General features: G+C 59.3%; 17 protein-coding genes. 9 read left to right on the forward strand and 8 right to left on the reverse strand.

What is annotated here, in order from left to right; translation table 11 throughout:
* Positions 1–184 precede the first annotated feature (184 nt).
* The 7 genes from bamJ (at position 185) to IF199_RS08740 (ending at position 8,315) form a co-directional block, all read left to right on the forward strand.
* Positions 185–904: a BamJ family beta-barrel-assembly machinery protein gene (bamJ, locus tag IF199_RS08710; protein WP_096823013.1), complete on the forward strand. Its 720-nt coding sequence runs from the start codon at positions 185–187 to the stop codon at positions 902–904.
* Between the two features lie 300 nt (positions 905–1,204).
* Complete coding sequence (locus IF199_RS08715; protein ID WP_096823014.1) at positions 1,205–1,660, forward strand: YkvA family protein; 456 nt, start codon at positions 1,205–1,207, stop codon at positions 1,658–1,660.
* A gap of 114 nt (positions 1,661–1,774) precedes the next feature.
* On the forward strand, positions 1,775–2,116 hold the full coding sequence (locus IF199_RS08720) for a helix-turn-helix domain-containing protein (RefSeq protein WP_007950435.1): 342 nt from the start codon (positions 1,775–1,777) through the stop codon (positions 2,114–2,116).
* Positions 2,113–2,484 carry a hypothetical protein gene (locus tag IF199_RS08725; RefSeq protein WP_003223109.1) on the forward strand — a complete coding sequence of 124 codons (372 nt, stop codon included), beginning with the start codon at positions 2,113–2,115 and terminating at the stop codon, positions 2,482–2,484. Before IF199_RS08720 ends, IF199_RS08725 begins: the two co-directional genes overlap by 4 nt.
* Positions 2,485–2,892 (forward strand): SEL1-like repeat protein, encoded by a 408-nt coding sequence (locus tag IF199_RS08730; protein WP_102622754.1) that lies wholly within the window; start codon positions 2,485–2,487, stop codon positions 2,890–2,892.
* A 225-nt stretch (positions 2,893–3,117) separates the two neighbouring features.
* Positions 3,118–7,899, forward strand: a complete 4,782-nt coding sequence (locus IF199_RS08735) for an RHS repeat-associated core domain-containing protein (RefSeq protein ID WP_192560134.1) — start codon at positions 3,118–3,120, stop codon at positions 7,897–7,899.
* Positions 7,896–8,315: a hypothetical protein gene (locus IF199_RS08740; RefSeq protein WP_192560135.1), complete on the forward strand. Its 420-nt coding sequence runs from the start codon at positions 7,896–7,898 to the stop codon at positions 8,313–8,315. The genes IF199_RS08735 and IF199_RS08740 overlap by 4 nt, the downstream gene beginning before the upstream one ends.
* 132 nt (positions 8,316–8,447) lie before the next feature.
* On the opposite strand, the gene IF199_RS08745 is transcribed toward IF199_RS08740, so the two are convergent.
* Entirely contained in the window at positions 8,448–10,238 is a 1,791-nt protein-coding gene (locus IF199_RS08745) for a bifunctional diguanylate cyclase/phosphodiesterase (RefSeq protein ID WP_192560136.1), read from the reverse strand.
* Between the two features lie 134 nt (positions 10,239–10,372).
* On the reverse strand, positions 10,373–12,457 hold the full coding sequence (locus IF199_RS08750) for a carboxy terminal-processing peptidase (RefSeq protein ID WP_173861398.1): 2,085 nt from the start codon (positions 12,455–12,457) through the stop codon (positions 10,373–10,375).
* A gap of 181 nt (positions 12,458–12,638) precedes the next feature.
* Between IF199_RS08750 and IF199_RS08755 the strand changes: the two genes are divergently transcribed.
* Complete coding sequence (locus tag IF199_RS08755) at positions 12,639–13,601, forward strand: zinc-binding dehydrogenase (protein ID WP_192560137.1); 963 nt, start codon at positions 12,639–12,641, stop codon at positions 13,599–13,601.
* Positions 13,602–13,646: 45 nt separating this feature from the next.
* Here the strand turns inward: IF199_RS08755 and IF199_RS08760 are convergent, their stop codons facing one another.
* The 6 genes from IF199_RS08760 to IF199_RS08785 form a co-directional block, all read right to left on the reverse strand.
* Positions 13,647–14,300 (reverse strand): HAD family hydrolase, encoded by a 654-nt coding sequence (locus IF199_RS08760; RefSeq protein ID WP_096822922.1) that lies wholly within the window; start codon positions 14,298–14,300, stop codon positions 13,647–13,649.
* A 34-nt stretch (positions 14,301–14,334) separates the two neighbouring features.
* Positions 14,335–15,324, reverse strand: coding sequence for an ABC transporter ATP-binding protein (locus IF199_RS08765; RefSeq protein WP_192560138.1), 990 nt, complete (start codon positions 15,322–15,324; stop codon positions 14,335–14,337).
* The gene (locus tag IF199_RS08770) at positions 15,321–16,121 is read right to left on the reverse strand and encodes an ABC transporter permease (RefSeq protein ID WP_192560139.1); all 801 of its coding nucleotides are present in this window, start codon (positions 16,119–16,121) and stop codon (positions 15,321–15,323) included. The genes IF199_RS08765 and IF199_RS08770 overlap by 4 nt, the downstream gene beginning before the upstream one ends.
* Positions 16,108–16,944, reverse strand: a complete 837-nt coding sequence (locus tag IF199_RS08775; RefSeq protein WP_167748736.1) for an ABC transporter permease — start codon at positions 16,942–16,944, stop codon at positions 16,108–16,110. Before IF199_RS08775 ends, IF199_RS08770 begins: the two co-directional genes overlap by 14 nt.
* A gap of 5 nt (positions 16,945–16,949) precedes the next feature.
* A complete protein-coding gene (locus IF199_RS08780; protein WP_102622780.1) occupies positions 16,950–17,756 on the reverse strand; it encodes an alkaline phosphatase family protein in 807 nt (268 codons plus the stop codon).
* Positions 17,757–17,872: 116 nt separating this feature from the next.
* Positions 17,873–18,937: an ABC transporter substrate-binding protein gene (locus tag IF199_RS08785; protein WP_085710620.1), complete on the reverse strand. Its 1,065-nt coding sequence runs from the start codon at positions 18,935–18,937 to the stop codon at positions 17,873–17,875.
* 351 nt (positions 18,938–19,288) lie between these two features.
* Between IF199_RS08785 and IF199_RS08790 the strand changes: the two genes are divergently transcribed.
* Positions 19,289–20,002 (forward strand): UTRA domain-containing protein, encoded by a 714-nt coding sequence (locus IF199_RS08790; RefSeq protein ID WP_085732333.1) that lies wholly within the window; start codon positions 19,289–19,291, stop codon positions 20,000–20,002.
* The last annotated feature ends 95 nt before the right edge of the window (positions 20,003–20,097 follow it).

Consider the following 20,097-nt stretch of genomic DNA (forward strand, 5'->3'; position numbering starts at 1 on the left):
AGGGGCATCGGTCAATGTCAGATCAAGATGACAGAAGCTTCATCATGCCTTTGCCCAAATGCTTTTTAATCCCTGAACTTATCGGAAGATTCCTGCTCTCATGCCGGTAGCCATTGGTCGTGGCGGCCTGATAAGCTCGCGGCTTTACTCGATTGCCCTTTCGGCGCATGAACAAGGAAATAGCATGAAACAGCATCGGTTGGCGGCGGCGGTAGCCCTAGTTAGCCTGGTACTCGCGGGTTGTGATTCGCAGACCAGCGTAGAGCTGAAAACCCCGGCGCAAAAAGCTTCCTACGGTATCGGCCTGAACATGGGCAAAAGCCTTGCTCAGGAAGGCATGGATGATCTGGACTCCAAAGCGGTAGCCCAGGGCATCGAAGATGCCGTCGGCAAGAAAGAACAGAAGCTGAAAGATGAAGATCTGGTCGAAGCCTTCGCTGCACTGCAAAAGCGTGCCGAAGAGCGTATGGCCAAGATGAGCGAAGAGTCGGCAGCCGCCGGCAAGAAATTCCTCGAAGAAAACGGCAAGAAAGCCGGCGTGACCACCACTGCTTCCGGTCTGCAGTACGAAGTGGTCAAGAAAGCCGACGGCCCACAGCCTAAGCCTACCGACGTAGTGACCGTTCACTACACCGGCAAGCTGACCAACGGCACCGTATTCGACAGCTCCGTCGAGCGCGGCAGCCCGATCGATCTGCCGGTCAGCGGTGTGATCCCGGGTTGGGTCGAAGGCCTGCAACTGATGCACGTTGGCGAGAAGTACAAACTGTACATCCCTAGCGATCTGGCTTACGGCGCACAATCGCCAAGCCCGGCAATCCCGGCCAACTCGGTTCTGGTCTTCGACCTCGAACTGCTGGCCATCAAGGATCCAGCCAAAGAAGACGCTGCTGCCGCCAAGTAACTGGCATCGGCACCGGCTTCAACAACAACGCCTCGCTTATGCGGGGCGTTGTTGCATCTGGGTCACGGCGAGCGTAAACAGACCGAACCGATACGCATCGCGACAGTCCTAGACTTTGAGGCCGCCCGCGCTAGACGCCCTGAGCCGCCAAGTCAATGAAATAATGGGGTTTTTTATGTGAGTAAAAAACGCCCGATCTGAGCGCAGCCCTTATGAACCGGGGCTCTCAGCGTCGAAATGCAGCTCTGTTCACAAGGTTATCCACAATTTGTGTGGATAACATTTCAACGGGAGAAATAGATGAAAGCTCCATGGAATTTCGCCCGATTCCTGCCGTTGGCCGGACGACTCCTGGCCCGTGGCCGTTTGCCGACGCTGTTGTTCGCCGTGGCCAGCAAAGGTGCCGCCCAAGGCAATCGTCTCGGCAAACTGAAGGATGACCTGCGATTGCTCCAGGCGCTGTGCCTGGCGTACTGGCGCGGCGAATATCGCGCGATCAGTCCCAAGGCGATCGTTTCGGTCGTTGCGGGCCTGATGTATTTCCTCAGTCCGGTGGATGCGATCCCGGATTTCATTCCCGTTTTCGGCATGCTCGATGACATTGCCGTCCTCGCCTGGCTGATGAAAACCCTCGACGACGAGCTCACTGCGTTCCGTTTGTGGCGTCAGCGTCAGGCGCCGGAAAAGCTCAGGGTTGTCGAGCGCCTGCCCGATACGCCCGAACAACTTCAACTTCAGGGTCCGAAAAAGTCCTGAATCGCGACAGCCTCTTATACAGATAGATACCCCCCACGACCTTGGCCGCTGTTAGGATTACACTTCTAGGGAAAAGTGCCGACTCGCTAAGCGTTGTTGTCCTACGGGGTAGTCATGGATATTCAGATAATTGCACGCGATGGCGAACCCGAATATGCGGTTCTGCCATGGGCTCAGTATCAGGCTCTACTGAAAGCAGCAGGCATTAACGAAGCACCGTCGCAACCGGCTCCAGCGCCGCTTGCGGCCACACCGGACCCGATTCTTCCAGGTCTGGATCAGTTACGCAGTTTGCGCGAAGGGAAGGGCATCGCCATCGAGGCGCTCGCCCGCACGGTAGGCATCAGCCCGTCTTACCTGGCCATGATCGAAAGCGGTGAGCGTCTGCCCGACGCTGCGATTCGCCGCAGCCTGGCCTGGGAGTTGACGGTGCCAGGGTGGAGGGAACAATCGTGAGCGTACGCATCAGTCGTCAACATTGGGACGGATTGCTGGGGGAGCTGGACCAGGCGCGCAGGCAGCGCCATCTTCTGACCTATCGAGCCTTGCTCGAGCGTCTGCAACTGCCCACGCCGGCGATGCAGACATTGACCGCTGCACTGGAGCATCTCGCTGCGCTGGACGCGAAAGCCGAACAACCGTTGCGCAGTTCGCTGGTGATCAGCCAGGGCGCCAGTCGCCTGCCACGCACCGGTTTTTTTGAGTGTGTCGAGCGTCTGGGGCGTTTTTCCGGGCCGTCCGATGGTGTTGCCGCAGCCTCATGGCACGCCTCGGAAGTGGTGCGGGTCTTTGAATACGAATACCCGGAATCGGCGGAGGCCTGAGTGTTTTTACGACTCAAGGCGCGGGCAAGTTACTGGCTGGCCCGTAGGCTGTTTCACTGGTCGTGGTTTGTCCGTCAGCCCCGAGGCTGGCGCTGGCTCGAAGGGCAGTTTGCGCGTATGGCCAACCTGGGCGATGTCGGCGCGCAAAGCTTTTACGGGCACATCCTGACGTTTCGCGGCGTTGGCCTGGGCGCGCGTGAGGAGGGTGTTCGATTGCTGCGGCTGGCTGCGCTGGCCGGAGATGGCAAGGCGGCGTATCAGGTGGGTGTCATCAGCCTTGCAGGTACGCCCAGTAAAGCGCCCGATCCTTCGGAAGCCGTTCGCTGGTGGACCATGGCCGCCAAGGCCGGGCATCCGCTGGCCGAGCTCAAGTTGAAAGAGCTGGCCGGTCGGGATCATTCTCGGTAAGCGATTTTTGTGTTCCCTGAGCGGGGCGTGAGGGCAACCTCCCGCCCCGTTTTTGCGTCTGCTGTTCGATAAAGATCAGTTACAGACTTCTCCTACATCCATCGCCTACTCGCCTGACTTCTTTTCTGTTTGATCCCCCGCAAAGTCCTTCGCCTGATTTTTGCGCGAGGGAACGCACATGTTCGACCCGGTTTTTCATTTCGTCATGCGCCTAGGAATGCGCTGATGGAAGCCATCACCCGCATCGAGCAAGCACTCGACAGCTTTCCCCACACCCTCGATCTCTATCGCGAACAGCTCAGGCACTGGTTCAGTCGCTCGGCAGACCGCGTCAGTCATGCGGCCGATCTGCCGTCGCTGATGGGGATGGAGCGGATCATCCGTTTCGGCGAACACAGCACAGCGGTCGCGATTGACGACAACCGTTTCTCTTCGGCTGTCGTGCAATGCCCGGAAACCGGGCAAATGGAGATCGAGAGCAAGTTCGAGTCGGTGTACGACATTCCGTTGGGCGGCATCGTAGTCGATGTCGTGGCGGTGGATGGCGGCAAGGTCAAGTCCGTCACGCTCGATGCTCAGGGCAAGGGGTTGTTCACCGGAGAGGCGGGCAAGTTCTATCGGGTGTTAGTGCACAGCGAGGCCAGCGAGAAGCAGGTCGACGCGCTTTTCGAGTCCTACGATGGCCTGACCCGGCAGCTCGACAGTTGGCTGCGTAGCGAATGGCAGGGCTTCAAGCCGCAGTGGTCACAGTCGGTGGCCACTGCTGCCGGCAACGGCCTGCTGGCCGGCAGTTGGGCGGCGATTGAGGGCGTGTGGGACAGCATCGGGTTGCTGTCGGAGATTCTCAAGGATCCCGGAAAGTTTGCCGAGCGGTTAGGCAGTGGCGCCGCACAGTTGATCGCGCTGGCAGAAACAGCGCCTGAAATGATGGAGAAGCTTCAGTTACTGGTCAGTGACGAGGCGGCGCTGTGCCTGTTGCTGCGTACCGCCAGCCTCTGGCTGGAGATGCTGCCGCCCAATGAAATTGCCGGGAAAACCGCCGAGGCTGTCTCGATGGTGGTGGTGCAACTGCTGATCGACGTTTTGATCGGCATTGTGCTGACCTTCGTCGGCGCCGGGGCGGGGATTGCGTATCTGACCTTGCGTCTGGTGGATCGCGGCGCTCAGTTGTTGTCGGCGGTAACGCGTCTGGTGAAGGCGATGTTCGGTATCGTCAGCACCTTCATCGGCTATGTGAACCACTACAAATCCGTCGCTGCACGAGGCATCGCCGCCGGGGTGAAAAAGGGCCGCATGCAATTGCGCTGGGATGCCCGACGCAACGCTTCCCTGAAGAAAGACGAGCACCACGACGACAAGCCTGATCAGGCGAAAAACCCCAACGGCGACAGCGCTGACTGCGTGTCCAGGACCTGCACCAACGGCTGTCCGGTGTCGATGGTCACTGGCGAAGAGCTGCTGACGCTGACCGATGGTGTGCTTGATGGGCTGCTGCCGTTCGAGTTCAGCCGGTTGTATCGCACCAGCGCGGCCGAGATTGATGTTGGGCTGGGGTTTGGCTGGAGCCATTCGCTGGCGCATCGGCTGGAGGTCGAGGGCGACGGTGTGGTCTGGGTTGATCACGAGAACCGGCGCACGCGGTTTCCCTTGCCGGGTGTCGAGCGGCCGGCGATTCACAACAGTTTGTCGCGGGCGGCGATTTTTCTCGGGGATGAGCCGGAGGAGTTGATTGTTGCGCTGGCGGGTGAAGCGGCGCGGTTTTATCACTTTCGGGCTGGGCGTCTGGCAGCGATCAGCGATGTGTACGGCAACCGTCTGACGCTGCATCGGGATCTTTCCGACCGTGTGCAGCGCCTGGATAACGGAGCCGGTCGTTCGCTGCTGCTGCGCTACGAGCGGGCGCATCTGGTGGCGGTCGATTATCAAGTCTGGCGCGATGCGGCCTGGCGCACCGAACAGACGCTGGTCAGCTACCGCTTTGATGCGCGTCATCGACTGATCGAAGCGACCAACGCCGTCGGTGAGAGCGAGCGTTACGACTACGACGACCAGCACGTCATCCTGCAGCGGCAACTGAACGGTGGCGCGAGCTTCTTCTGGGAGTGGGAGCGTGCCGGCAAGGCGGCGCGTTGCGTGCGGCACTGGGCGTCGTTTTCGCAGATGGACACGCGTTACGTCTGGGATGACGCCGGCAGCGTCACGGTGCAGTACGTCGACGGTCGGGAAGAGGTTTACGTCCACGACGACACGGCGCGGCTGGTGCGTCAGGTCGCCGCTGACGGTGGCGAGCAGCTCAAGGCCTACGACGCGCAGGGCCGCTTGGTCGCCGAGCAGGATGCGCTGGGGGCGGTCACCGAATACCGCTACGACGAGGTCGGACGGTTGATCGCGCTGATTCCGCCGGACGATGCGCCGACGTCCTACGAATACCGCAACGGTTTCCTGCACAGCCGCTCACGTGGCGATGCGCAGTGGACCTACCAGCGCAATGCCCAGGGTGACGTCACCGAAGCGGTCGATCCCGACGGCCATGTCACCCATTACCACTACGACCCGCAGGGGCGGTTGCTGTCGATCCGTTATCCGGACAGCGGTCGCCATGTGTTCGTGTGGAATGACCTGGGGCAACTGGTCGAGGAAAGCTTGCCCGACGGCGGGGTTCGTAAGTTTTCCTACGATGCGTTGGGGCGGCGGATTACTGCGCAGGATGAACACGGCGCGGTTACCCGTCACGCCTGGGACGCCGTGGGCCGACTGATCCAGAGCACCTCGCCGACCGGCGCTACCCGCGCCTGGTCCTACAGCGCCTACGGCCAGATCACCGCCGAACGCGACGAACTGGGGCGGATCACCCGCTACGAGTATGACGACGACCTGCACCTGGTCAGCCGACGGATCAACCCTGACGGCACGCGACTGCAGTACCGCTACGACCATACGCAGCTGTTGCTGACGGAGATCGAGAACGAGTCCGGCGACAAGTATCTTCTGGACTACACACCCACCGGACTGATCCGACAGGAAACCGGCTTCGATGGACGGCGTACCGCGTATGCCTACGACCGCAACGGCCATCTGCTGGAAAAAACCGAGTACGGCGATGACGGCTCGACGCTGGTCACCGGCTACCAACGTGATGCTGCCGGGCGCCTGCTGCTCAAGACCCTGCCGGACGGGGTTGAGGTCAGCTACCGCTACGACCGCCTCGGTCGGCTGGTCGGTGTGGATGACGGCCAGAATCACCCACTGGCTTTTGAATACGACCTGCAGGACCGTCTGGTGCGCGAGCATCAGGGCTGGGGCACCTTGCGTTACGCCTACGACGCCTGCGGCCAGCTCAGCCGCATGCGCCTGCCGGACAACAGCAAGCTCGACTACCACTACGCCAAGGGTGGCGCGCTGACCGCGATCGACCTCAACGGCGCCTTGCTCACCCGTCATGTCTACCAGAACGGCCGCGAACAGCAGCGCCAGCAAGGCCTGCTGCTCAGCGAATACGCCTACGACGAACAGGGTCGCTTACGTTCCCACGCGGTCGGCCATCAACGCGGTGCGCTGTATCGCCGCGACTTTGCCTACAGCGCCAACGGCAACCTCGAACACATCGCCGACACCCGACACGGCCAGCGCAGCTACCAGTACGACGCCCTCGACCGGCTGATTCGCGTGCGCCACACCCGCGACGATGTGCCGGAAAACTTCGCCCACGACCCGGCCGGCAACCTGCTGCTGCAGGATCGTCCAGGCCCCACACAGATCAAAGGCAACCGCCTGCTGATGCAGGGCGACCGCCATTACGACTACGACGCCTTCGGCAACCTGATCCGCGAACGCCGTGGCCGGGCACAACAGCTCGTCACCGAATACCGCTACGACAGCCAGCACCGCCTGATCGGCCTGACCCGCCCCGACGGCACCACCGCGACCTATCAATACGACGCCTTCGGCCGCCGCATCCGCAAAACCGTCGACGGCCAGAGCACCGAGTTCTTCTGGCAAGGCGAACACCTGATCGCCGAAAGCAGCAAGGAACAACACCGCAGCTTCATCTACGAACCCGGCACCTTCCGCCCCCTAGCCCTGCTCGACGGCAAAGGCCCGAAACGCGCCTGCCCGTTCTACTACCAACTCGACCACCTCGGCACGCCGCAAGAACTGACCGACTACAGCGGCGACATCGTCTGGTCAGCCAAGTACAGCGCCTACGGCAAGGTCACTTCGCTGGAGCTGGCGACCGAGGACTACCTCGACCAGCCATTGCGCTTTCAAGGGCAGTACTTCGATGCGGAAAGTGGGCTGCATTACAACCGGCACCGGTATTACGACCCGGAGCTGGGACGGTATCTGACGCCGGATCCGGTGAAGCTGGCGGGTGGGTTGAATCAGTACCGGTACGTGCCGAATCCGACGGGGTGGGTGGATCCGTTGGGGTTAACTTGTACTTGCCCGCCGCCGACCCCGCGCCGTCCGATGCGATACGAAGCCGGTCGCGTGGTCGTCGAAGAGGGGGCGCCCCCTCTGCCAAAGATGACAGCGCAGGAGCGGCGGGCGAGGATTGATGAGGTAGCAGAGGAGAACGCCAAGCGACGGGTAACTGAATATGAAGACCTTTATGGTATGCACACCGTCAAAAAACATAGCTCTGAAATTTCTGATCCAGCACTTAAACAGCGAGCTATCGATGGTGCTGATCCTCACACTGGCATCGTGCCAATACCGCCCAGAGGAAATCCAAGCTCACAATTCCATAACTGGCGAATGCATTTGGGTGCATTAAACAAGGCGATGACAAGGGGTAAAGATGGCTTAATCAGGCATACGGGTAAGGATCATAATGATACTCCGATAGTTAGGTTTGAATTGCCTGGGGCAGGGCGGGGGTATAGACCGAATAGGACAGATCCGCAAAATCCGATTTTGAATGAAAATATGAACTGGTTTGAAGTTAAGTTTGATAGGACGAACACACAGGAGCCATTTACTGGTTTCCCGTCGGAGAAAAGATGATGTTGAAAGATCCGTATTTGAATGAGCGCTTTGAACCAAAATTTACTTGGTTTGTTGGTGTTTTTGATGTTTATGACCGAGAGGAGACTCGAGGCTTAGAGCTCGCTGTATATAATCCGAATACTCCTGATGATAGAGAGATTCTCATCAGGAAGTATTGTCTGAACCTGCCATACCTTTCATATAGGCATAAGCTGGTTTTGGTTGAGGCTTTAAAAGTAGCTTTAGATGATTCAAGCTATGATTTTAGTAGTCTCTTTGATATTGATGAGTGCGAGACGTCTAGTTGGCCTAGGGGGGAATGGTATGCGTTAGACAGTTCGCGTTATTTTTTTAAAGAGATCTACCGTTTGGCGGGAGATGTCTGGAGGGAAGAACTTGAACTCGCGGCGAGTGAGGATAGATCCACATGGTGAGTGCGACTATTAAAATGAATAAAGATGGATGTTGTTGGTTTTGTTTGCTGAATTAGTGTCTAGGTAAGTAGTTAGTTACGTTAACCTACCCTTCGTGTGCAGCCCTGCTTCCACGGGGACGTGGTCTGGGGCTCAGCGTTGACCCATTAGTTGCGGAGAATGAAGGTTGGGAGCGGCGAGGCTATCAATCACATGCACGCTATACCCCGGAACATTCTTAGCATGATGCTTCGCCTGCGAAGCCATCTCCGCCAACTGACTCGCATCCAGTTGCGCACAAGCTTCAGGATGCAAATGCACCACGCCAATGGACAGTGACAGCAACGGAAATTCCTGGCGAATCCCTTGGCGGTTCGGCGCAACAAAACACCCAGCCTCAAGGTGTTCCGGTCGATAAAACCGTCGGCATTGACTCTGGAAGTCATCAAGCAATTGATTAAGACGCTTGCGCCAATCCTCCGGGCCAAGCACCAACAGAAAATCGTCCCCCCCAATATGCCCGACAAAGTCGCGAGAAGGATCAACGCGTTCATTCAAACACTGCGCCAGACACAACAACACCTCATCCCCCCGCCCATACCCATAGATATCGTTAAAGGGCTTGAAGCTGTCGATGTCGACATAGCAAATAACCGACTCCCGCCCCTGTTGCAGCAACCGCGTCAGGCATTGTTGGATCGGTACGTTGCCGGGTAGCAGAGTCAGCGGGTTGGCATAGCGAGCCTGCTGGATCTTCAGCTCGGTAATCAGTTTGAGCACGTCAATCACCCGCCCCAGGCCCAGGTAGCTGCCGTTGAGGGTGATGATGAAGTCTTCTTCGATGCGCTGCCGGGCGCGGCTGGTGATCAGGCGGCTGACTTGTTGCAGCGACTGGCTCATTTCCACGGCGAGGAAGTCGTCGTTCATCAGGCGGCTGATCGGTTTGCGGGCGAACAGGTCGGTGGCAAACGGCTTGAGCAGGGCATCGGACAATGAATGACGATGGACGATGCCGCAGGGCTGGCCTTGCTCGTCGAGCACCGCCAGCGAGTTCAGGTTGGCTTGACGACGGAACGCTTCGAGCACGGTGGCGGTCGGTGTGTCGCGATCCACGGCCGGTTGATCGTTGAGCAGGGCGCTGAGGTCGCTGCCTTCATCGTTCAGCGCAACAGCGCTGCTGTCGTGTTTGGGCATCAAGGCCCGGGCATCGCGTGGTGGGTGTTCCTGGGGGCGTCCGAGCAGGTAGCCCTGCACCAGATCGACACCCATTTCGGTCAGCACCGCCAGTTCTTCCGGCAACTCGATGCCTTCGGCGATTACCTGCGCCCGGGAGGCCTTGGCGATTTGCAGGATCGATCCGACGAATTCGCGCTTCAACGCGTCCTGGTGAATGCCGTCGATAAAGTGCCGATCAATCTTCACGTAATCCGGCCGCAGCTCCGACCACAGGCGCAGGCTCGAATAACCCGCGCCAAGATCATCAAGTGCAATCGAAAACCCCATGGCTCGGTAGTGATGCAGCGCGGTTTGCAGCAGCTGGAAATCGTCGATCGGCGTCTGTTCGGTGAGCTCGATCACCACCTGGCTCGGTGGAATGCCGAAATCCTGAAGCAGTTGCAGCGTACGCCCCGGCTGGTGCGCGGCTTCGAGCAGGGATTCGGGAGAGACGTTGAGGAACAGCTTGCCCGGCAGTTGCTGCTCGTTGAAACGGCGGCAAGCGCTTTGGCGGCAGGCGATTTCCAGTTCGCTCAAGCGCCCGGCCTGGCGGGCCACGGCGAACAGGGCGATAGGGGAGTGCAGCGGACTGTTGGACGGGCCACGAGTCAGGGCTTCATAGCCGAGAATGCGTCGTTCAGAGAGGCAAATGATCGGCTGGAACAGGCTGTGCAAACCGCTTTGAGTCAGGATCGAGCTCAAGGCACTCAGCTGTTCGGTCGTGGTCATGGCATTCTCTGGCGATAAAAAAAGGACTGGGAGCGTTCTCGATGAAGAGAACCGCTCCCAGTCCTTTATTGCACGACAGAATGATGACTGTTTGATGACGATCCGGGGATCGTCAGCATTAAATTGCCATCACCTTACTTCTTGGCCACCTGATTGCTCAGCTTCAGGTAATCCAGCAGTACGCGCCCGGTCTCGCTCAGGTAGGCGTCGTCTTCCGGTTTGACCTTGTCCGGCTCGGCTGCCGCGAGGGCGTCGTCGTCTTCTTTCTTCAGCTCTTTGAGCGGTTCTTCGCCTTTGGCCTTGCGACGGATGTTTTCCATCGCCAGTTGCTTGGCGTCGATATCGGCGTGCTGGGCACGGCGATCGGCTTCATTGAGGCTGACGGTTTTCTCTTCCATCAGTTTCTGCGCGAGGGCCAGCTTGTCGCGGATGAACACGAACTCTGCGTCTTTTGCCGAACGTACATCGTGCTCCGACTTGAGCTGCGCGATGTACGGCTTGAACGGGTCAACCGCAGGCTTGATGGCCGGTTTGATGGTGTCCCATGGCATGGCTTCCGGCAGGGCGCTCTCGCCGATTTCCTTGGTGTCGATGATCGACGGGTAATCGATGTCCGGCAGTACGCCCTGATGCTGGGTGCTCTGGCCGGAAACCCGGTAGAACTTGGCCAGGGTCAGTTTCAGTTCGCCATGGTTCAGCGGCTGAATGGTCTGCACGGTACCTTTGCCGAAGGTCTGGCCACCGATGATCAGCGCGCGGTGGTAGTCCTGCATGGCACCGGCGAAGATCTCCGAAGCCGACGCAGACAGGCGGTTGACCAGCAGCGCCATCGGGCCTTTGTAGAACGCACCCGGGTTTTCGTCTTCGAGCACATCGACCCGGCCATCGGCGTTACGCACGAGCACGGTAGGGCCCTTGTCGATGAACAGGCTGGTCAGCTCGGTAGCTTCTTGCAGGGAGCCGCCGCCGTTGTTGCGCAGGTCGATGACCACGCCGTCGACTTTCTCTTTCTGCAGTTCGGTCAGGAGTTTCTTGACGTCGCGAGTGGTGCTCTTGTAATCCGGATCGCCGGCACGGAACGCCTTGAAGTCGAGATAGAAGGCTGGAATCTCGATCACGCCGAGTTTGTAGTCCTTGCCGTCCTGTTTCAGGCTCAGGATGGATTTCTTCACGGCCTGGTCTTCGAGCTTCACCGCTTCACGGGTGATCGGCACGATCTTGCTGGTCTGGTCGTTCGGCGCATTGCTCGCCGGGATGACTTCCAGACGAACCACGGTGCCTTTCGGACCACGGATCAGCTTGACCACTTCGTCCAGACGCCAGCCGACTACGTCGACCATCTCTTTGTTGCCCTGGGCAACGCCGATGATCTTGTCTGCCGGAGCAACCTGCTTGGTCTTGTCGGCCGGGCCTGCCGGCACCAGGCGCACGACTTTCACCTGGTCGTTGTCGCTCTGCAACACGGCGCCGATGCCCTCGAGGGACAGGCTCATGTTGATGTCGAAGTTTTCCGCGTTATCCGGCGACAGATAGTTGGTGTGCGGGTCGTAAGACATGGCGAAGGTGTTGATGTATGCCTGGAAGATGTCTTCGGCACGGGTCTGGTCCAGACGCGCCAACTGGTTCTTGTAGCGCTTGGTCAGGGTTTCCTGGATCTGCTTCGGATCCTTGCCGGCGATCTTCTGCCGCAGCACTTCGTCCTTGACGCGTTTGCGCCACAGGTCGTCAAGTTCGGCGGTGGATTTGAGCCACGGGGCATCCTTGCGATCGATCAGCAAGGTTTCCTTCGTGGAGAAGTCCATCTTGTCGACGCCTTTGTTCAGCTCGGCAATGGCGAAGTCCAGACGCGCTTTCACGCGGTCCAGATAACGCTTGTAGATGGTGAAGCCGGCGTTGAGGTCGCCGCTCTTGAGGAAGTCGTCGAACTGGGTCTTCCACTTGTCGAATTCGGCGATGTCGCTGGCCATGAAGTAGCTGCGCGACGGGTCCAGCAGCTTGATGTAGCTGTCGTAGATGATCACCGAGCGCGCATCGTCGAGCGGTGGCTTGCTGTAGTGGTGACGTTTGAGCAACTCGACGACGTTCAGACTGGCGATTACTTCATCGCGATCAGGCTGCAACTTGTCCCAGCTGTTGGCTGCGAATGTGGTGCCCGACACCGGCAAGAGGCCGATACCGATGAAAAGAGCGAGGGCGGTGCTGGGGAGCAAATGCTTCATGCTGATTCGACGCGGGGACAATTGATAACGCATATTAGGCCGTCTTTGAAGTCGCCGGTACCTCTACGCTCTGTACGATAACTGCTGTTCAGCGTTCGTTCAGACCCCAGGGCCGGTCGCATAATGCAAAAAGCCCGGCGCTTCAGCTTCGGGCTCAGTCCAGACTCACTATGGAGGCACTGTGAAGGCATTGCAAGGCGTTGAAGGTCAAGTGGCATGGGTTGATGAGCCGAGTCCTATGTGTGATGTAGGACAAGTTCGCATCCAGGTGGCGGCAGCCGGCCTCAATCGCGCGGATTTATTACAGAAGGCGGGCCTTTATCCACCGCCGCCGGGTGCCAGTCAGGTGCTCGGTCTTGAGTGCTCCGGGGTGATCAGCGAAGTCGGCGCCGGTTCTTCCTGGCAGGTCGGTGATCGTGTCTGCGCCTTGCTGGCCGGGGGCGGGATGGCCGAAGAAGTGGTCGTCGACGGGCGGCATGTGCTGCCCGTTCCGGAAGGCGTGTCGCTGATCGAAGCGGCTGCACTGCCTGAGGTGTACGCGACCGTCTGGCTGAATATTTTCCAGCTCGCTGCGCTCAAACCGGGTGAGAAAGTTCTTCTGCATGCCGGGGCCAGTGGTATCGGTTCAGCCGCCATTCAACTGTGCAAGGCGTTTGGCAATCCGTGCTGGGTCAGCGTCGGTTCGACCGAGCGCTTGGCCTACTGTGAAGCACTGGGGGCGCAAGGTGGCGTGGTGCGCACCGATGATCTGGAGAGCCTGCGGGACTTCGGGCCGTTCGATGTGATTCTGGATCCGGTCGGTGGCAATTATTCCGCATTGAATCTGAAGCTGATGGCTCAGGACGGACGTTGGGTGCTCATCGGTCTGATGGGTGGCCGCGAAGCGAAACTCGATCTGGCCCAGGTGCTGGCCAAGCGCGTGCAACTGCTGGGTTCGACCTTGCGCAGCCGCAACGATCAGTTCAAGGCCGATCTGTTCAGTGATCTGAGCCAGCACGTGTGGCCGCTGTTTTCCGAGGGACGCTTGAAGCCACAACTGGCCAAGGCATTCCCGATCAAGGATGCCGAGGCAGCATTCGCCGAGCTGGCGAGCAACACGGTGGCCGGGAAGCTGGTGCTGGTGATCGACGAAAGCCTGAGCTGATCGTCGATGCTTGTGGGAGCAGGCCTGCTCCCACAAGGCAATCGCTTACTTCCAGAGGTGGATCGGCCAGCCGGACTTCTCGGCCTCTGCAAGCAGTACCGGATCCGGATTGACCACATGCGGGTAATCCACTTTCAGCAGTAGCGGCAGATCATTGCGTGAGTCGGAATAGAAACTCGCGCCTTCAAGGTTTTCCTCTTCGGCATCCAGCCATTCCAGCAAGCGGGTGATCTTGCCTTCGCGGTAGGTCAGGGTGCCCACGGTGTGGCCGCTGTATACGCCATGTGCCACTTCCAGTTCGATCCCCAGAATCTCGTCGATGCCCAACCGCTCGGCAATGGGTTTGACCAGGTGCGTGCCCGAGGCCGAGATCACCAGAATCCGGTCGCCGGCCTTGCGGTGGGCGGCGATGGTTTTGGTCGCATCGCTGAAAATGATCGGCTCGATGAAGTCTTCTACCCACGGGCCGACCAGATGTTCGACTTCTTCCGGGGTTCGACCGATCAAGGGTTCGAGGCTGAATTCCATGAAGTCTTCCATGCGCAACTTGCCATGGCTGTAGGCGTCCATCAGCTCGTTGTTCTTGCGCATGAACGACTCGGGATCGACCCAGCCCAGGCGCCCCATCTGCTCGCTCCAGAGGGTGGCGCAGTCGCCGTGGATCAGGGTTTCGTCCAGATCAAAAATTGCCAGAGCCATCAGTGCAGTTCTCTCTTCAACGTCAGCAAAGTCATCAGGCTACCTCACACAGGGCCGTCGGATCGATGGAAAGTGCCAGGCGCTGACCGTCGGGGTGCAGGTCCGCCGCCGAACGGTTGAGCACATCCACCACCAATTCCACGCCCCGGGCTTCGATGCGATAACGGATCACGTTGCCCAGCAGACTGTGGCTGCGAATCTGCGCATCGAGTTCGCCGTTCAGGCTCAGCTCGATGGCCTCCGGGCGAATGGCGATGCGATGGTTGATCGGCCGCTGCAACAGCTTCGAGGCACTGTCGGCGTCCAGCAGGTTGTAGTTGCCGATGAAGCCGGCAGCGAATACGTCGACCGGGGCGGTGTAAAGGGTTTCGGCGTCGCCGCTTTGTACGATCTTTCCCTGATTCATCAGGAAAATCCGGTCAGACATGGTCAGGGCTTCTTCCTGATCGTGTGTGACGAAAATCGTGGTCAGGCCGAGTTCGCGCTGGATCTGACGGATCTGCTCGCGCAGGTGTTTGCGAATCCGTGCATCGAGGGCCGACAGCGGCTCATCCAGCAACAACAGACGCGGACGGGTGACCAGCGAGCGGGCGAGGGCGACACGCTGGCACTGACCGCCGGAGAGCTGGTGCGGATAACGGCTGGCGAAATCATTGAGTTCAACCAGTTTCAACACTTCGGCGACGCGCTTGTGGCTGTCGTCGGCATTGACCTTCTGCATGCGCAGACCGAAGGCGACGTTCTGCTCCACGGTCATGTTGGGAAACAGTGCGTAGCTCTGGAACACCATGCCGATCCCGCGTTTCTGTGGCGTCAGCGGCACGATGTCGACGCCGTCGAGCAAAATCTTGCCGCCATCCACCGGCGTCAGGCCGGCGATGCAGCGCAGCAGGGTGGATTTGCCGCAACCAGACGGGCCGAGCAGGGTGACGAATTCACCCTTCTGGATTTCGCAGTTGATGTCGCTGAACACCGTGGTGCCCGCATAGTTTTTCTGAAGGTGTTGGACGCTGACATAGCTCATTCGCTTTTGTCCTTGTTCAAGATGTTGGCGACCCAGGTCAGGACCAGCACGAAAAAGAAGTAGGAAATCACCAGTGCACTGGTGAAGTGGCCGCTGCTGTTGCGCATGTTGTTGAGGTAGACCTGCAGGGTTTCGTAGCGGGTACCGACCAGGATGTTGGCGAACACGAACTCACCGAACAGGAACGAGAACGACAGCAGCAACGCCACCATCAAACCCTTGCGCAGGTTCGGCAGCACCACCAGGAAGGCTGCCTGAGAAGTGCTGGCGCCAAGCAATTGGGCGGCGTCCATCAGGTCGCGCAGGTTGATCGCTTGCAGGTTGTTGGTGATCGCCCGATACATGAACGGCAGCGCCACGGTGAAGTAGCAACCGATCAGGATCCACGGCGTACCGACCATCGCGAACGGCCCGGAACCATAGAGCTGCAACAGACCCACCGACGACACCACCGGCGGCACCGCGAAGGGCAGCAGGATCAGGATGTTCATCAGCGCATCGAGTTTCGGGAAGTGGTAATGCACCACGAACAGCAGCGGCAGGATCAGCACCACGGACAGGATCAGCGCGCCGACGCACACCAGCAACGACTGGCCGAACGCGTGCAGGAAGCGCGGATCGCTCCATAACTGGATGTACCACTTGAAGGTGAAACCGCTGGGCAGGATAGTGGCCGACCAACTGCTGGCGATCGAGTAGACCAGCGTGCCCACCAGCGGCAGCAGCAGGATGGCGAACAGCAGGTACACCACGACGCGGTGGTAGACGCCGGCCGGGCCGGATTCAGCGCGAGACATGGTAGCTCCTCTTCAACAGCAGTTGATGCACGACGGTCACCAGAGTCATCAGCGCCACCAGCACCACGGCCAGGGCACTGGCCAGGTTCGGATCGAGGGAAATGTCGCCGGAGACCATCGCGGCAATGCGGATCGGTAGCACGTTGAAGTTGCCGGTGGTCAGGGCATACACCGTGGCGTAGGCGCCGAGGGCGTTGGCCAGCAGGATCACGAAGGTGCCGAGCAGGGCCGGGGTCAACACCGGCAGGCCGATGTGGCGCCAGAACTGCCAGCCGTCAGCACCCAGCAGTGCGGCGGATTCACGCCAGTCTTCACGCAGCGCGTCGAACGCCGGGTACAGCAGCAACACGCCGAGGGGAATCTGGAAGTAGGTGTAGAGGATGATCAACCCGGTTTTCGAATACAGGTTGAAGTCCTGAATGATCCCGGCCTGTTTCAGCATGATGGTGATGCTGCCGTTGAAACCGAGCAGGATGATGAACGCGAACGCCAGAGGCACGCCGGCGAAGTTGCTGGTCATGTTGGCGAAGGCGTTGACGAAGTTGCGCAGCTTCGAATCGACCCGACGCAGGGAGTAGGCACCCAGCACCGCGATGATGATCCCGAAAACGCTCGACCAGAAACTGATTTCGAGGCTGTACTGGATCGCCTGCAAATAGAACTTCGAATTGAAGATCTTGCTGAAGTTGGCGAAACCCCAACCGAACTCTTCCGATTGCAGGCTGTTGATCATCACCCAGACCAGCGGGGCGATTTCGAACACGATAAAGAACAGGGCGAAGGGCACCAGGCACAGGGCGGCCAGCCATTTGCCGCGAGTCATTGAGTTCACTTGAGCAACTCCCGGCACACAGGTTTGTCGTGGGGTACGCCGAGCAGCTCGCAGACGGTGCCGCAGATGTCGGTCTGCTTCGGTGTGGCGTCGGCGTTCAGGCTGAAGGCGTCACCGAGCACAAACAGTGGCACCTGGCGTTCTTCCGGCAGCAGGCCGTTGTGCGAGCGGTCGTTGTTCATGCCGTGGTCGGCGGTCACCAGCACTTGATAACCGGCGTCGAGCCAGCCTTGCAGGTAGTCGGCGAGGATGATGTCGGCGCTGCGTGCGCTATTGCGGTATTGCGGAGTGTCGAGGCCGTGCTTGTGGCCGGCGTCGTCGATGTTCATCGGATGGATCAGCAGAAAGTCCGGGGCGTGGCGCAGGCGCAGGTTTTCGGCGTCGGCGAACAGGTGCGAGTCCGGATAGTGATCGTTCCAGTAGAAGTGGCCGTGCTGGATCGGTAGCGCCGGGTCATCGGTGTGACGATCCCGTGCGGCCACGAACGGCGAGCGGTTGTAGAGCTCGCTGACCCAGTGGTACGCCGCGGCGGCGGTTTTCAGACCGGCATCGCGGGCGTAGTGATAGATGCTGCGCTGATTGGACAGGCGCGAGACGTTGTTGTGGACGATGCCGCTGTCGATGGGCGGCACGCCCGTGAGGATGCATTCGTAAAGCGGTCGGGACAGGGCCGGCAGCTCGCACTCCAACTGGTAGAGCGCGGCGCGTCCTGCGCCAACGTAAGCCTGCAGATGCCCCATGGCGTGACGCGCGACTTCGTAATTGAGGCCGTCGAGCACGACAAGGATGACGTTGTGCTTCATAGGGGCAAAAACTCCGCGAAACAGATCAGATTTTGAATTCAACGCAGATTCCCCTGTGGGAGCGAACTCGCTCCCACAGGGGATCTTCAGTAACCCCGAAAACGGGATCTACAGCATCACTTCATTTCTACGATGACTTCTTCGTTCCACTTCTGCGGCAGGGCCTTGGAGGTTTTCTCCCACGCATCGGCGTCCTTGATCGGCGTGACCTTCTTGTACTGCTCGTTCGGCAGCAGTTTGGCTTTCACGTCTTCCGGCAGGGTCAGGTGCTCGGCGCGGATCGGACGGGCGTTGCCGCGGGCGAGGTTGGTCTGGCCGGCGTCGCTGAAGATGTATTCACGGGTCAGCTTGGCGGCGTTCGGGTTCTTCGCGTATTTGTTGATGATGGTGGTGTAGCCGGAAATCACCGAGCCGTCGGACGGGATCAGCACCACGTAGTCATCCGGGTTGGCCATCTTGGCCTTGTAGCTCAGGCCGTTGAAGTCCCAGACCACGCCGACTTCGATCTCGCCTTTTTCCATGGTGGCGATGGTCGGGTTGGCCATCGACAGGCGACCCTGCTTGGCGATGTCTGCGAACAGCAGCAGGGCAGGCTGGATGTTTTTCTCGTCGCCGCCGTTGGCCAGCGCAGCAGCGAGTACGCCGTTGGCAGCTTGTGCGGCGGTGCTCACGTCACCGATGGAAACCTTGTATTTGCCGCCCTTGAGGTCAGCCCATTTGGTCGGTACTTCGGAGCCGTGCAGCAGCTTCTTGTTGACTATGAAGGCGATGGTGCCGGTGTAGGCCAGTGCCCAGTTGCCGTCCTTGTCCTTGGCCCATGCAGGAACCTGATCCCAGGTGGTCGGCTTGTAGGGTTGCACGACACCTTGTTTGACCGCGATCGGACCGAAGGCCGCGCCGACGTCGCCGATGTCGGCGGTGGCGTTGTCTTTCTCGGCAGCGAACTTGGCGATTTCCTGTGCCGAACTCATGTCGGTGTCGATGTGTTTCAGGCCGTAGGTCTTGGCCAGGTCTTCCCAGGTGCCTTTCCAGTTGGCCCAGTCATCGGGCATGCCGACGCTGTTGACGGCGCCTTCCGCTTTCGCAGCGGCTTCGAGGGTTTTCAGATCATCAGCCGCCATGGCGGCGGTGCACATGGCAATGGTCGAGCCTAACAGTGTTGCCAGGAAAAGCTGTTTCATTCCGAAGCTCCTTGGTCGTGTTCAACGCTGCGATTGCGGTTTGTGTTGGTCTAGGTCAGCAATACCTGAGCCAATGTAGGGGGGCTGGATGACACTTTGATGTCGGCGAATACCCGACCCGCGTTTTATTTCTCCGGTATCGACGGCTGCCGGGTAAGCGTAGACCACCCTCAAAGTCCCGGTGGACAAGGGACTTGGCCGATGTATTGCAAGTTGTCAGGGCGACCGTTCGGTAGTTTTGTCATCTCTCGGTCATCTGCACTGCCTAGGCTTGCAGCACGACCGAACGGCGCAATAGTCGTGCGGTTTTGCCCCGAAACAGTGCTGGTCTAGTCCAGATAGGTAACGTTGATGCGCGATGAGGCAACAAAAGCGGTGACAGCCATTGGCCAGATCCTCCAGGAGCAGCTCGACCATGGCTTGCTCGCGGCGGGGAGCAAGTTGCCGGCCGAGCGCAAGCTCAGCGAGTTGTTCGGCACGACCCGGATTACGGTACGGGAAGCCTTGTTGCAGCTGGAGGCGCAAGGGCAGATTTATCGCGAGGAGCGTCGGGGCTGGTTCGTGTCGCCACCGCGCCTGGCCTATAACCTGATGCAGCGCAGTCACTTTCACGCGATGGTCAGTGCGCAGGGGCGGGTGCCGTCGACCGAGGTGATTTCGGCGCGGCTGCAACCGGCGTCAGCGGCGGTGTGTGCGTGGTTGCAGTTGCCGGCGTTGTCGAGCGTGATTCAGATTTGCCGGTCGCGGCGGATCGATGGGCGGTTGGTGTTGTATGTGGAGCATTATCTGAATCCGCAGTTTTTTCCGGGGATTCTGGAGTTTGATTTGAATCAGTCGATTACCGAGCTTTATGCGCGGCATTACGATTTGCACTATGGGCGGGTGCGGTTCGAGATTGTGCCTACGTCTTTATCGGTCGATGCGGCGGCGGCTTTACGGGTTTCTGTGGGGAGTCCGGGGTTACGGATTGCTCGGGTCAATTATGATCAGTCGGGGCGGTTGATTGATTGTGATCTGGAGTTTTGGCGGCATGATGCGATTCACGTCGGGGTTGATGTAGTTTGATTTTTTGGGGTGAATATCCGTTGCTGCGGTAACGGCTTCTTATGGTTTCGCCCTTACGGCGAGTCCCTTTGGCAAACGCCCCAAAGGAACCAAAG

The organism is Pseudomonas allokribbensis, assembly GCF_014863605.1.
GTDB lineage: Bacteria > Pseudomonadota > Gammaproteobacteria > Pseudomonadales > Pseudomonadaceae > Aquipseudomonas > Aquipseudomonas allokribbensis.

Excerpts from the sequence above, each read along its gene's own strand:
- bamJ (WP_096823013.1), top strand. The coding sequence starts at position 185 with ATGAAACAGCATCGGTTGGCGGCGGCGGTAGCCCTAGTTAGCCTGGTA.
- IF199_RS08715 (WP_096823014.1), top strand. The coding sequence starts at position 1,205 with ATGAAAGCTCCATGGAATTTCGCCCGATTCCTGCCGTTGGCCGGACGA.
- IF199_RS08720 (WP_007950435.1), top strand. The coding sequence starts at position 1,775 with ATGGATATTCAGATAATTGCACGCGATGGCGAACCCGAATATGCGGTT.
- IF199_RS08735 (WP_192560134.1), top strand. The coding sequence starts at position 3,118 with ATGGAAGCCATCACCCGCATCGAGCAAGCACTCGACAGCTTTCCCCAC.
- IF199_RS08740 (WP_192560135.1), top strand. The coding sequence starts at position 7,896 with ATGATGTTGAAAGATCCGTATTTGAATGAGCGCTTTGAACCAAAATTT.
- IF199_RS08745 (WP_192560136.1), bottom strand. The coding sequence starts at position 10,238 with ATGACCACGACCGAACAGCTGAGTGCCTTGAGCTCGATCCTGACTCAA.
- IF199_RS08750 (WP_173861398.1), bottom strand. The coding sequence starts at position 12,457 with ATGAAGCATTTGCTCCCCAGCACCGCCCTCGCTCTTTTCATCGGTATC.
- IF199_RS08760 (WP_096822922.1), bottom strand. The coding sequence starts at position 14,300 with ATGGCTCTGGCAATTTTTGATCTGGACGAAACCCTGATCCACGGCGAC.
- IF199_RS08765 (WP_192560138.1), bottom strand. The coding sequence starts at position 15,324 with ATGAGCTATGTCAGCGTCCAACACCTTCAGAAAAACTATGCGGGCACC.
- IF199_RS08770 (WP_192560139.1), bottom strand. The coding sequence starts at position 16,121 with ATGTCTCGCGCTGAATCCGGCCCGGCCGGCGTCTACCACCGCGTCGTG.
- IF199_RS08775 (WP_167748736.1), bottom strand. The coding sequence starts at position 16,944 with ATGACTCGCGGCAAATGGCTGGCCGCCCTGTGCCTGGTGCCCTTCGCC.
- IF199_RS08780 (WP_102622780.1), bottom strand. The coding sequence starts at position 17,756 with ATGAAGCACAACGTCATCCTTGTCGTGCTCGACGGCCTCAATTACGAA.
- IF199_RS08785 (WP_085710620.1), bottom strand. The coding sequence starts at position 18,937 with ATGAAACAGCTTTTCCTGGCAACACTGTTAGGCTCGACCATTGCCATG.
- IF199_RS08790 (WP_085732333.1), top strand. The coding sequence starts at position 19,289 with ATGCGCGATGAGGCAACAAAAGCGGTGACAGCCATTGGCCAGATCCTC.